The organism is Geovibrio sp. ADMFC3 (assembly GCF_054687035.1).
In genome coordinates, this window is record NZ_BAAFZG010000001.1 from 44729 (window position 1) to 57394 (window position 12666).

13 protein-coding genes are annotated in these 12666 nt (G+C 40.4%); 11 read left to right on the plus strand and 2 right to left on the minus strand.

The window, feature by feature from the left end:
• Positions 1-10: 10 nt before the first annotated feature.
• Positions 11-2392, minus strand: coding sequence for a hypothetical protein (locus tag ACYRYY_RS00220; RefSeq protein ID WP_460213471.1), 2382 nt, complete (start codon positions 2390-2392; stop codon positions 11-13).
• The gene (locus tag ACYRYY_RS00225; protein ID WP_460213472.1) at positions 2389-2589 is read right to left on the minus strand and encodes a helix-turn-helix domain-containing protein; all 201 of its coding nucleotides are present in this window, start codon (positions 2587-2589) and stop codon (positions 2389-2391) included. Before ACYRYY_RS00225 ends, ACYRYY_RS00220 begins: the two co-directional genes overlap by 4 nt.
• Positions 2590-2704: 115 nt before the next feature.
• Here ACYRYY_RS00225 and ACYRYY_RS00230 point away from each other — a divergent pair, with 115 nt between their 5' ends.
• The 11 genes from ACYRYY_RS00230 to ACYRYY_RS00280 all read left to right on the plus strand — a co-directional run bounded on the left by ACYRYY_RS00230 (position 2705) and on the right by ACYRYY_RS00280 (position 12502).
• Positions 2705-3364: a helix-turn-helix domain-containing protein gene (locus ACYRYY_RS00230; RefSeq protein WP_460213473.1), complete on the plus strand. Its 660-nt coding sequence runs from the start codon at positions 2705-2707 to the stop codon at positions 3362-3364.
• 185 nt (positions 3365-3549) lie between these two features.
• Positions 3550-3882: a hypothetical protein gene (locus ACYRYY_RS00235; protein ID WP_460213474.1), complete on the plus strand. Its 333-nt coding sequence runs from the start codon at positions 3550-3552 to the stop codon at positions 3880-3882.
• Positions 3883-4180: 298 nt separating this feature from the next.
• Entirely contained in the window at positions 4181-7438 is a 3258-nt protein-coding gene (gene mobF, locus ACYRYY_RS00240) for a MobF family relaxase (protein ID WP_460213475.1), read from the plus strand.
• A gap of 325 nt (positions 7439-7763) precedes the next feature.
• A complete protein-coding gene (locus ACYRYY_RS00245) occupies positions 7764-7955 on the plus strand; it encodes a hypothetical protein (RefSeq protein WP_460213476.1) in 192 nt (63 codons plus the stop codon).
• A 92-nt stretch (positions 7956-8047) separates the two neighbouring features.
• The gene (locus ACYRYY_RS00250) at positions 8048-8440 is read left to right on the plus strand and encodes a ribbon-helix-helix domain-containing protein (RefSeq protein ID WP_460213477.1); all 393 of its coding nucleotides are present in this window, start codon (positions 8048-8050) and stop codon (positions 8438-8440) included.
• Positions 8441-8442: 2 nt separating this feature from the next.
• Entirely contained in the window at positions 8443-10287 is a 1845-nt protein-coding gene (locus ACYRYY_RS00255; RefSeq protein WP_460213478.1) for a type IV secretion system DNA-binding domain-containing protein, read from the plus strand.
• Between the two features lie 11 nt (positions 10288-10298).
• On the plus strand, positions 10299-10484 hold the full coding sequence (locus ACYRYY_RS00260; protein ID WP_460213479.1) for a hypothetical protein: 186 nt from the start codon (positions 10299-10301) through the stop codon (positions 10482-10484).
• A gap of 2 nt (positions 10485-10486) precedes the next feature.
• On the plus strand, positions 10487-10894 hold the full coding sequence (locus tag ACYRYY_RS00265) for a helix-turn-helix domain-containing protein (protein ID WP_460213480.1): 408 nt from the start codon (positions 10487-10489) through the stop codon (positions 10892-10894).
• Positions 10891-11094 (plus strand): hypothetical protein, encoded by a 204-nt coding sequence (locus ACYRYY_RS00270; RefSeq protein WP_460213481.1) that lies wholly within the window; start codon positions 10891-10893, stop codon positions 11092-11094. Before ACYRYY_RS00265 ends, ACYRYY_RS00270 begins: the two co-directional genes overlap by 4 nt.
• Positions 11095-11115: 21 nt before the next feature.
• Positions 11116-11397: a helix-turn-helix domain-containing protein gene (locus tag ACYRYY_RS00275; RefSeq protein ID WP_460213482.1), complete on the plus strand. Its 282-nt coding sequence runs from the start codon at positions 11116-11118 to the stop codon at positions 11395-11397.
• The gene (locus ACYRYY_RS00280; protein WP_460213483.1) at positions 11357-12502 is read left to right on the plus strand and encodes a tyrosine-type recombinase/integrase; all 1146 of its coding nucleotides are present in this window, start codon (positions 11357-11359) and stop codon (positions 12500-12502) included. Before ACYRYY_RS00275 ends, ACYRYY_RS00280 begins: the two co-directional genes overlap by 41 nt.
• Positions 12503-12666: the final 164 nt, after the last annotated feature.

A 12666-nucleotide genomic window follows, 5' to 3' on the forward strand; every position in this document is an offset into this window, starting at 1 on the left:
GGCGGGCTTTTCAGATTATCTTTTTCAGCAGATACCCCAGTTCAAAATATGCCGGAGATTTCAGCGGTTTGAATATACTCTGTGCTTCGGCTGCGACATGCTTTTCTATGGTCTCAACAGCAGTATCTGATTTGATGCGGTATTTCTTTATAAAATCGGCTATTTTCTGATTTGCAGATTTCTCAAGCTTCCGCTGCCTATCGTATGATATACCCATGGCAACGGCGGTTTCCAGTGCTGTAAGCTTTCCATGTTTAAGACCGAGTTCCCTGTGTTCTATAATCTCTTCTTCTTCAAGAGTAAGGATGCCCATCAGGGTTCTTAGCTTACGTGCAGCTTCCGGTTCCTCGGTATCAACTGGGTCTTTGAAGTCTGTGTAGCTTTCAATCTCGTTGAAGTCAACCATAGTGCAAGCAGTGCGGTTATCTGTGTTTGTCACTTCACCGACAGACGGAATAGATTTCATCTGACGAAATCTGTATTTCAGGTTGTTCCAGAATTTCGCGGCAAATTGCTTTTCGGGTACTTCCGGCAGTTCGGCAACGAGTGGAGCTAATGTTTCAAAAGCAACAATGAGAGCTTCAGCTTCCAGCTCTTCTTCATCAAGAGCCAGATATGGAATATACTTTGCAATAAAGCCGGAAATCGTTCTGCGGTTTTTAATTGTCCATTTGTGAGCTTCTTGCCAGACTTCGTTGTTGTCCCGGAAGTCAGCCTTGAGAATTTCCTCGCTGTTTTTATCTTCAGGTTTCTTCTTGTTTTTATCAGGGTCATTGCCGTCTTTGGGGCAAAAACGGCAGCATTCACGGGCTTCTGCTTTGAAAATTGTTGTTGCACAAGTACCGCCGCAGCTTGCGAAGCATTCAGCGGCTTCTTTTTTAAGATAATCTTCCTGTCTGGGGCAGAAAGCGCAGTATTCATGCCGCAGGTCTCTCTTGCCGAGTACAGGGCACTGAAATTCTTTATGTTTTGAGTTTTCGGTGTTTTTAAAGCAGTCCATGGCCACTTCGGCAAGTGTTTTTTCTTTCGGCTGCTCTGGTTTAGGTCTGTTATTCCAACGCTGACAATGTACGCACATTTCGCTCTCCTTTTTAGATTCGGTAGTGGGTTTGCATGTAAAGTTAGCGGCGTTACATTTTTGAGCGGCCTCGTACAAACTGTCGCCTCTACTGGTATATTTGCCGCTGAGAACACTATCTGAATTTTTTATAATCCATGACAGTGATGTTTTTACGCCGCCATGGCCGAGTAAATAGTCAGAGCGTTTAACTTCTTCAAAAATAAGTTTAATCGCCTCTTGTCCGTGCTTGTCCAACGCTTCTTTAACGAGTGTCTTGAGTGTATTTGTTATTTTATGAACATCGCGCCCGTTAACGCAGTATTTTCTAAAAAGTTCAACAGCGCTATTCGTGTGAGCTTCGATTTCTGTTTCATCCAGATGAACTTCATCATGAATTTCTTTAAAAGCTGATCGATCATAATCTGTTTTATAATCTGGATTATAATCTGATCCTATATAAAGACTGCTCATATTTAAGGTACTATCTGCTCTTTTTTCAGGTACTATCTGTTCAGGATTAGGGTACGACTGCTCAAGATTAGGGTACGTCTGCTCAGGATTAAGGTACGACTGCTCAGGATTAGGGTACGTCTGCTCAGGATTAAGGTACGTCTGCTCAGGATTAGGGTACGTCTGCTCAGGATTAAGGTACGACTGCTCAAGATTAGGGTACGAGATAGGAGTTACATTTTCATAGTTAATTCGTAACCATTTTGTTTTCATCATTCTTGAGCTATACTTATCTGTATTGATAATAAGATTTTTATCTGTGAGGTTCTTGATTACTTTTGAAAGTATAAAGTCTGTCCAAAAACTAAATTGACTTAACCAAACTTGGTATGGTTTAGCAATCCATTTATACCCATCTGCTTCCTTTTCCGTAAAGCTTTGAAAAAAATGGAGCTGTTGAAGAAACATTGCTTCATTCAATCCGTAATTGACAGCTAAAGTCGGTAGGACAACCAAAGGTGGTTCGTTAATAAGATATTCGCTATGCTCTTGTTCTCCTGTAATAGAGGCTAGAACTGAGTAGTCAAGGCGATACCATTTTGTTTTATTAATATCGCGGTTAAATTCAAGAGTTGAAACAACTATTCCCTTATTTTCAAGATGCTCAACTGTTCTGCGGAGGGTTGATTTTGACCAAAACGGAAATTGCTCAAGCCAATCATCATAAGTATTATATACCCATCTATGTCCCGCTTTCTCATTTTTTGAGCGCAGCAGCCAGAAATGAAGCTGTTGAACAAGGATAGCTTCATTGAGCCCGATTTTCTGGGCAAGAGTCGGCAGCACAAAAAGCGGCGGTTCATTGATGAGATATTTATTCATGCAGATTCTTTCTTCTCAAAATCTCTGAATGTTATTTCTCCGTTAGTTGCTACGTGAATCTTTTTCAATGCTTCAAGATTAGGCAAACGTTGGTAGTTACAATACCTGCTGACATTCATCGGGTGAATATCTGCCAGCCGTGAAAAATCTGCTTTAGTCATGTTGTGTTCATTAATCCAAGTCTCTAGCGGGTGCATAAAAGTACCTCCTGTTAGATTAATATAGCCTATCGGTTAGATTGTCAAATAATTAAACAAATTTATCTAACCTTGCGGAAATTTACCTGTTGACTTGAATAAGCTATAATTCAATATGGAAAATAATAAAGACAACAAATCTTTAGTGCTTGAACGACTGCGAAAAGCCATCAGTGATAGTGGGCTACCTGCTTCAAGAGTTGCAGAAATTGCAGGTATTGCTACTGTTAGTCTTTATAGGATTCTTAATGGCGATAGGAATTTAGGCAACCTTGAGACGCTCAATAAACTTTCAAATGCTCTCAAAACTCCTATTGCTTATTTGATAGGAGAGATTGATGAGTTTGAGCAAGGTCAGGATATTAAGCTGTCTTTCACTCCCAAACCTCCTAAAAAACTATCATACGGTGAGCTTCTGCGGAATCTGCTTGATGCTAAGGGGTTAACCCAGACTGAGGCAGCAGAGCTGATTAAGATGGATAGAAAGATCTTTAATAACTATGTCCGCGGCAAAAGAGAGCCTAATATGCAGATGTGGCAGCGCATATCAACGGCATTGAGTGTGCCGGTAGGATATTTCTTTAATGAGATAACTCTTGAGGATGCTTTGAAGCATAATGAACCAACTCCCGAAAGACTTGAAAAGCTTAATAAGCTTCATGGGCTTCTGAGAGATCTTGATGATTCCGAGCTTGAAAAAATCATTGAAGCAACAGAAAAAGAGAAGGTTTATAAAGATTACACAAAAATGATCCATTCAAAGAAAACATCTTAGTATTCTTTGCGCAACTCCACTGTCAAGTCTCTGATAATCAACATAAATAATCAATAATAACTACACATTCACATTATCATATATTTTCTGATTGTCAATACCATTATCTCCTCATGAAACCATTATGTTTTTTTCATTTCAAAAATTCCGTTGACATTCATCAAAAAGATGACTTAATATTTCTTATGGAAGTTATTAAGCTGCATTACTCAAAATACGCTCTTGCTGTTTATGTAGACGGTAAACGCCAACTTTTGGCGGCAGATGGGAAGCTTGTGTCTTTTCTGTCTAAAGAAGAAGCCGAGGAAGTAAAAGAACGTATTCAGAGAAATGTTCATCTTATTGTTGTAAGAACCTCTCCTGAAAGTACGACCGAAGGGCGCACGGTCAGAAGTTGCGCCCAAGATAAGGCTGACTTTAAAGACGCCGAACGGTTCACGGCAGATGTTGAACCGATCCATACCCCTTCATCCGTGGAGCCGGAATATTTTCCGGCTCCCGTTTCTATTGAAAGATAATGAACCAAGACATCAATTTTTCAGGCACAAAAAGCATATCTTTTCATTCACATCTTAACTCTAGTCTTCTTCTTGATGCTCATAATAAAGCCATAAGACTGGCCTTGGAATATATAGAGAACACAATGCTTAAAGAAACCGAACTGGATGAACATAATCACTCTTTAAAAACTGATTATTAAGTCAATAAGTGCTGATTAATCAGTTTCTTAAAAGTGTTTTTAAGCTTCTTTAAAACTACTTATTCACTGCTTTTTAAGTGAATTGATAACTACCAATAATTTATACTGGTGTAATAATGTCACTTGCTCGCGGAGTTTCAGCTTCCCAGGCTTCAGACTACTACTATGAAAAAGACCCTATTCTCGCCCCTGAAGGTAAGGCCGAGTCTTCTTTCTGGTACGGTGAGCTTTCAAGCAAGTTCAATCTTGAGCATCAGCCGATCAAAGCCGCACAGTTTTCCGCTTTATTATTCGGCATGGACCCTCTGACGGCGGAAACGTTGATTGACAAAGGTGTTAATGGAGAACGCCGCGCAGGAGTGGATCTTGCATTTTCAGCACCGAAGAGTCTATCTGTGATGGCGTTGCATGTCGGTGATGAAAAACTTATCGAGGCACATACAGAAGCTGTTAAATCAGCTCTTGATTATTATGAAAAGAATTACGCATATGCACGAAAAACTATAGATAACAAAACTACTCCAGATTTTACAGGGAACATTATTGCAGCTTGTTTTACACATTCGACAAGTAGAAGTATCGACCCTCAGCTACACACGCACGCAGTTGTTATCAATATGACTGAAACTGATAGAGGCTTTAGAGCAATTGATAATTACCAGCTTTTTAATCAACAAAACCTTCTGCTGAATGTTTATCAGAGCGAACTTGCATTTAAAGTTCAGGAACTTGGCTACAGTATCGAAGTAGGCAGGAATGGAAACTGGGAAATTGCAGGTGTGGACAAAGACATTCTGGAAGCTTTTTCAAAACGCTCAAAAGAGATTGAAGAAGAAGCAAAGCTCCTTAAAGCGAAACACCCTGAATGGTCTGAAGCAAAAATCAGAGATGTTGCAACACTCAAAAGCCGTGATTCAAAAGACAGCAAAATTACTGAACCTGAACTCAGGGAAGAATGGGACAAAACAGCGGATAAAAAGCAAATTAAAGACTCTGTAGATAAAGCATCTGAAGTTCAACTGGAAAAGCCTTCTGTTCAGGACGCAAAAACTGTACTCCGAGAAGCAGCAAAGGCTATCCATGAGAATGAATCTACGTTCAGAAAGGAAGAGCTGCTTAACACTGCTATGCGCCTCTCCAGAGGGCAGCTATTAGTTAATGAGCTGGAAGCAGAGATGAAGAATATGTTTTCAGCCAAAGAGCTTCAAAAGGTTGGAGACAAGACAAGAAGCGGCTACATACACGATCTCATATCTACAAAAGAACAGATTGAAATGGAGAAATCCGTCCTCAACATGGCCAAAGAAGGCAAGAATGCCATGGTTTCAATCATGCTGCCGGATAAAATCAGTGAAAAACTCAAAGACAGTAGCCTGACCGCAGGTCAGGAGGCTATGGTTGCAAATATGCTCAGTTCCGCAGACAGGTTCACAATTGTTCAGGGTGATGCGGGAACAGGCAAAACCTTTGCAGTAAATACTTTCAATAAAATAGTCAGCAGTGTTAATCCGGATATTCGAGTTCATCTTATGGGTTTCACAGGCAGAGCTTCATATGAACTTGAACAGGCAACCGGCGTTAAAGCATCAACAATAGACAGCTTTCTTTTAGCTTTACAAAAAGAATCAGAGGAAAGTAAGCCGCAGCGTTCAGTTTGGATAGTTGATGAAGCTTCAATGGTTTCATCCAAACATTTTCACGAGATTATGACGAATGCGAAGAAATATAATGCCAGTGTCCATTTTGTCGGCGATGGCAAGCAGCTTCAGGCAGTGGGAGCTGGCAGACTGTTTAAAGATCTTCAGGCGTTGAATGTCGTTAAAACAATAGAAATGGGTGAAGTCCTCCGGCAGCGAACCGGCTACATGAAGCACCTTGTAGAAAACATCAAGAATTATCAGGAAGGGCGTTCATCAGATGGCATTATAAACGCTTTTGAAGTTATGGAAGACAAGAAAAGGCTTATTGAAGCTTCCGGGGCGGGAGATAGGTTGAATAAAGCAGTTGAGCTATACCTCTCGCACTACAGAGAAGGAAACAGCGTAATTATGATCACGCCTATTAATAAAAAACGGCAGGAACTCAATAATGCAATCAGAGAAAAATTAAAAAACTCCGGAGAAATAAAAGATGGCAAAACGTTTGCGACAAAGCAGGTTGTGAGTTTAAGCGGTGCAAACAGAAGGATTGCCGGAAACTATGAAGAAGGAATGCACATTTTTCTGAGTAGTAAGTTCGGCGGCATAAAAGCCGGGTCAGAAGGTGTCATCAAAGAGATCGACAAGAAAAGTAATACAGTACGTGTGACATTCGGCAGCAGAGATCTTCAGATTAATTTAGGCAAACACGGAGAAAAAATTTCAGCATTTAGAGTTGAAGAAAGAGAGTTCTCTGAAGGCGATAAAATAGTATTCGGAAAAAATGACAAAATGCTCAATGTGCAGAACGGTTCAGTAGGCATTATAGAAAAAATTGACGGCAGTAATCTGACTGTAAAAATGGAAGATGGAAGCCAGAGGAAACTTGATTCTGAAAAGTCATACAGCTTCATCGATTATGGATATGCCCTTACAGTTCATAAGTCACAGGGTCAGACTGCTGATATATCAATTTTATACACTGATGCGGGAACAAGAGCGAAGGACGACAGGAGAATTAAAGAAGAAGCATTAGCAAAGCAGAAAAAGCAGATTGAAAAAGGCGAGAAGCCTGATTCATTACAGAAAATAATCAGGACAATGACAAAAGAAAAATCACGCTTTCTGACAGCGGCGATTGATGATCCCGAATCAGTAAGCTCGATTAATACATCTGAGGTTCTTTATGTGTCAGCAACAAGGGCAAAAGATGACTTTTATATCATTACAGACAGTGCTGAAGACTTAATACTACAGACATCACATGAGCAGTTTAAAACATCAACAATAGACCCTTTAGAAATCAAACGAGAAGAAATAAGAGAACAGATAAAAGACAGTTTCAAGGACTTGAAATTTTATAAACATGGACTTGAAGAAGTTAAAGAAAAAGACAGTGGAAAACAGACTATTGAACAACAGGTTAAACATCTCAAAGAACAATTCAATGATAACGAAAAAAATAAAAATTCAGGAAGCGAAAAGGACAAGCTTGATGAGCTTGAAAGAAACATTGCTCTGAAAAGAAATAAAGAAAAGTCGGCAAGTGAAAAAGTACAAAACGAAGACAAAGACTTTGAGCAATTCAATAAGGAAATATCAGAAAAAATATCAAGCCAGAAGCAACTGCTTCAGGAGCTTTTCGGCGGCGAACAAAAGGAAAAAAATGAAACAGCCAAAGATGAACTTTTTAAATACGATGAGCAGGAAAAAAATGAAGAACTTGAAAGGATATAACTGCATAAAAACCGCACGGGGGGAATGCCCCCCTGTAAAGGACAAAAAACGGACACGGCAATTTTGCATATTCGGGCACGGGATTAATATAGATCCCTTAATACCCTCATATGCAAAATTGCCTCCGGTAAACGCAAGAACCGACACTCACACCATTCAGAGAAAAAAACGCGCAGAAAAAGGTATCGTGCATTGCAGACACGGGATTTTTACGGATCCCTTCAAGTCTGCAATTCACGATACCACTGATGATGTAGGGGGGACGATCCCCCCTAACACCCCCCAAACACCGGCGGAGTTTAAAGCAGGTGCAAAGTCTGAAAAGATGAAACATCAAAGAGGTTTTTTTTATGCGCAGGGCGCTGTTACTGGATGGATGAGGGAAAACTCGTTTTTCCTTGACACTCCACGCAACAGGCTTGCTCCCCTTTGTCTGACGACAAAGATAAAAGATGTTGTTTCACAACATCTTGAGTGTCTGACACCGTCTGACATTTTGTCAGACAAAGTTGTTTAAAATCGTGCTTAATATTTTGACAAATAAAGATAATTTTTGTCTGACACATGTCAGACAAGCGGAAGGGGAAAACGAGTTGCATGGAGAATAAGATGAAAAAGACCAGAGTAACTATCAGGTTTCATGAATCAGAAGCGGCGATTTTGGCGGAGCTGGCAGGGAAAAACGGAATGAATATTTCTGAGTTTTTGCGCCAGCTTGTCAGGAATGAGTTAGGCAAAATTAAAGGCGATGACCACGCCGGAAAGCTTGAGAAGATAGACAGGGAACTCTCTGAAATAAAGTCTCTTATCGGAAGCGGCGGAAAAGATAAAAACGGCTCCGCAGAGACTGACACAATCATCAGGGGGTTGGTAGCTGTCCGCAAGCAGCTCCAGAAAGAAAACGATGCGATTATGACTGCTCTCGGTCTTGCGTTTCCGCATCTTATGCGTTCGTTTGAAGGGGAATTGACAGAGAAAAGAGAAACAGGAGCAAGGGGGTAATCATGAGCAATTCAAGAGCTTTTGAAGGATTTGAAATCAAATACGCCCGTTTCAGGATGGGGCTGCGGATGTACTCGCTTATTTTCGCTTTTCTTACTCTCATCTACTTCCTGCTTGTTACTGTTTCTGCGGTGAGAGATTTCAATAAACGTGATCTGTCCGGTCTGATGGTTTTTACTTATTACAAGTCATCAATAGCGGTAAGCATCGGCTTGGATAAGATGCCGGCCGGATTTGATTATGACGGTAAGCACTATGTGAGAACTGCGGATGAAGTGGTGTATGACCCGTTCTTTCAGCAATATATAGCAGTGTTCCACAGTGTTATCCGGAAGCCTATGATTTTCTGGCTCTGGATTTTCTTTCTTTATCCTCTGGCAATCAGATTTTTCATTAAGTCTGCAAAGGAAATTAAAGACGATAAGCATGTCCGCGGCGGTAAACTTGTTTCTGCAAAAGAGATAAGGCGCAAGGTAAAAAACGGTGATCTTCCTTTCGGTAATGTGAGGATGCCCCGTGACGCTGAAACGACACATGCTTTCATCATGGGAAGACCGGGAACAGGTAAAACAGTCCTGCTCTCTTCTATTCTTGAACGCGTACGTGAAAGAGGGGAGAAAGCGGTCATATATGACCCGAAAGGGGATTATACGAGGAAGTTTTATAACCCTGAACGTGGAGATGTTATTTTCAATCCGTTCGATGAACGTTCATGCAACTGGAATCTGTTTGATGAGATAAAAAAGCCCACTGACTTTGAGGCAATTGGCTATTCTCTTATCGCCAAAAATGAAGGAGACAAAGACCCTTTCTGGACTGACGGAGCAAGGGAGATTTTCCGCTGCATATTGAAGTATCTTTATAAGACCGGACAGCGTGATTATAAATCTCTCTGGACTCTTGTCACGATGGATTCTGTAAATCTTGCGAAGATATTCAAGTCATCATCTGAATACGCCACCGCTCTTCAGGTTCTTGCGGATCCGAAACAGAGACAGGCTGGATCTCTCATGTCAACGTTGATTAATTATGTGACCGCAATTGAGTATATGACTGTGAGAACCGGCGGCGTTGATTTTACTCTGGAAAATTGGCTTGAAAACGGCAAAGGATTCATCTTTGTAACATCAAAAAAAGAAGTGGCGGACGCTCTTAAACCGGTTCTGACTCTGTTTATTGACCTTCTTGCGGCTCGCTTCCTTTCAATGGATGATAATGACCCTAAAAGGCGCATTCATTTCTTCCTCGATGAATTCGGAACGCTTAAAAGGATGCACTCTATCCTTCAGCTTCTGACATTGTCCCGCTCATACGGCGGGTGCGTTTATATAGGCATTCAGGATGTCGGGCAGATTGACTCTATTTATACCAAAGAACTTCGTCAGGCGATTGTTAACGCTGCCGCCACTCAGGTCGTATTTGCTCTGTCAGATCCGGATGCGGCGGAATTTGCTGCAAGGAAGATTGGAAAGAGAGAAGTAATTGAATCCAGAGATGTGAACAGCATGGGCGTTCTGGACAACCGTGACGGCCTTTCAATCAACCAGCAGAAGCTTACACAGGATCTGATTATGCCTGCGGAGATTATCGGTCTTCAGCCGCTGAAAGCTTACCTTCGTTTCCCCGGTTATGACACCTGCATGATTAAGCTGAAGCCTAAGAATTATCAGGAAGTGGCTGCATCTTTTATTCTTCGGGATGATTTGGATATAAGCAAGGACAAGCCTGTAAGCACAGTTCCTTTGCCATTAACAGATGAGGAGGACGAAATGCTGAAGGACGAACCTGAAAAGGATAGCACTGAAAGAGAATTTGGTCGCAGTGATGATTATGAGAACGAACTTTAATGAGGTCAGATATGGCAAAGAAACAGACTCCTGAAGAACTCAGAGAAAAAGCAAAGAAGCTTATGCAGCAAGCAAAGGAACTTGAAAACGCCAGAATCCTGAGAGCAGGGGAGATTACCAAAAAGCACATGGCAAACGGTTTCGCAGAGCTGGAAGCCTTTAAACAGGAAATAAAGAGCGTGTTTGAGGAGGTCTGACGGTGGAGAATAAGGTTACTGGAGATACATTCATCGGCGCGCAGATAAAGAAGGCCATGCGGGAACGCGGGCTGCGTAATAAAGACCTTTGTGCTTTGTCGGGTTTATCGCCGTCTGCTCTCTCGAATTACACCAACTCAAGGCGCATCCCGGATTTTCATACAATAGTCTGTATTGCGGCCGCTCTCTGCAAGCCGCTGGAGTATTTTTCATATGCTCATGCAGCCGATTCTGGCAACGAACCTGACGGTTTGGTTAAGCTTGCGGAAATTATCAGAGGAAATTCCCGCCCTGTGATGGTGGATATATCCACTGAAAGAGGCATAAAGAGGCTTGAGCTGAATAATGTGATCTTCGCTGATATGCTCATGAGGCATGAAGCACTATCACATGCAGGAGGTGCTGTGTGAGGCTGAAGCGTGCAGAATATCATTTATTCAGGCGAGTGGAGTTTCTTGCAGAAAGTGATCTGAAAGCATTCTGTGAGGAGCTTGAAGAATATGTTCAGGCTCGCATTGAGGAACAAGCTGAAAATACAGAGGCATCCGCTTTTAATTCAGGATGGAATTTCGCTGTCGGTGATGGAGACAGCGAAGAGAGATCTGACTAAGTATTAATAATGGAATTGAATATGGATGATTCACTTAAACAAGAGCTGAAACAGATAATTTTTGAAGCGTTAAACCAGCCGAGGATTGACACTAAATATCTTGGTCAATCGGACGCTGCCCGCTATCTTGGTATGTCTGTGCCAACATTCATAAGTGAAGTTCAGAACCATGTCCGTTATGCAAAAATAGGGAAGAAAAGATACTACTCTATAGAAAGTCTTGATAATTTCGTTGAAGAAAGATTAGAGGGAAGTAATTTTAATGCAAAAGAAGAAGCACTCAGGATCTTGCGTTCAAGATAGAAATGATTTATTAAAGAACATGCACCTTTTTAAACGTGACAACGGTATTTATTATGTGTACTTTTCACATAATAAAGCACGGTCTCTAAAAACTAAGGATCCTGTCAAAGCTGAGAGAATTTTCAAGGAAATTGAAAAAGAATATTTGCGTGGCAGGATTATTAAGCTTGAAAATTCAATTGCTATAAGTGATTTACGAGACTCCTATCTTGAATCTTTAAGAAGCAAAAGAACATACGAGAATAGTAAGATAGCTCTTAATTTATTGATTTCTGTTATTGGGAACAATCACCAAATTCATAAAGTATCGAAATCTCATTTAGATAAGCTTGTTATGAAAATGGAAACAGAAGGATATGAGAAAAATCGGCAAGTGAAAAAGTACAAAGTAAATACAATAAATGGACACATAGCAAAGATTATTTCAGCTTTTAACTGGGCTGTTGAAAGAGAATTATTAAAAGAAAATAAGCTCAGTAAATATAAAAAACTAAAAGAGAGAACTGAAGAGCTGATAAATAAACCTGCCAAGTTTCTTGAACCATTTGAGCTTGAGGAACTTCGGAGAGTAGCGACAGAGGAACTTGACAGAAATAAGCGTCCAACAGACTTGTGGCGGTGGTTAATTGATTGCTATATTTACACCGGCTTACGTAGATCTGAACCTCTTGCAATTGATTGGAAACATATTAATCTCAGAAAAGAAAGCATGACGGTTTTTGATCTCAAAAACGGGGTTGAAAGAGAAATCCCTATACATCCTGCATTGTTGAAAGTGTTTAATGAAATGGTTAAAATCTGTCCTCAACGTGTTGGTAAACTATTCAACGTATCTGGTAATTGGGTAAGCAAGAAAATTAAGATTCTTCTTAATAAAGCTGGTATTCATCGCTTTGATGATGCTTACATAAGTACACATTTGTTTAGGCATACATTTATCAGTATACTAGCTATGGAGGGTTTTTCAGTTGATGAAATAGCTGATATTACTGGTCATAAGGATACGGAAGTTATTAGGGAGATATATCGACACGTTAAACCGGACTATTTAAAAGACAAATTTTCAAAAGTCGATTTTACAAAGAAAATACAGTTAAAATCTTAGCTAACGCCACACCTACTTTTGATTTCACTGTAAGCAGTTTGACATCAATACTTGCTAAATTGAATCAATTTTAATGAATTTAAACGATAGAGCTTTATTCGTAAGTTTTTGATATTGCAGAATTGTTGTGGAATAAGAACTTTCCTGAAGAACACTCCATAATT